Source organism: Streptomyces sp. rh34, assembly GCF_002551245.1.
GTDB lineage: Bacteria > Actinomycetota > Actinomycetes > Streptomycetales > Streptomycetaceae > Streptomyces.
In genome coordinates this window covers 1-342 of sequence record NZ_NTGZ01000627.1, presented here as the reverse complement: position 1 = coordinate 342, position 342 = coordinate 1, and the positions used below count along the sequence as shown (strand labels likewise).

The following is a 342-nucleotide window of genomic DNA, read 5'->3' as shown; positions in this document are numbered from 1 at the left end:
GTGCGGGCCGCCGCGTACCCCGCCTCGCCCGCCGCCGCCTTCGCCGCCGCGACCGCCGCCCCCGCCCCGGCCGAACCCTCGGCCAGCTCCACCGCCGCCCCGTACAGCAGTGGGCGCGCGAACTCCAGGCCGAGCAGGGTGTCCGCGAGGCGGTGCTTGACCGCCTGGAAGGACCCGACGGGCACCCCGAACTGGGTGCGCTGCTTCACGTACGCCACGGTCGCCCGCAGCAGCTCCTCCCCACAGCCCAGCGCCAGGGCCGCCGTGGCGAACGCCGCCAGGTCGCCCGCCGCCCGCGCCGCCTCACGCACCCCGGGACCTGTCTCTTATACACATCTCTGA

At 76.6% G+C, this 342-nt stretch carries 1 pseudogene; it reads right to left on the bottom strand.

From position 1 onward, the window contains the following. Positions 1 to 320 (bottom strand): annotated as a pseudogene (locus CR470_RS38545) (acyl-CoA dehydrogenase family protein); the annotation flags it as partial. Positions 321 to 342 lie beyond the last annotated feature (22 nt).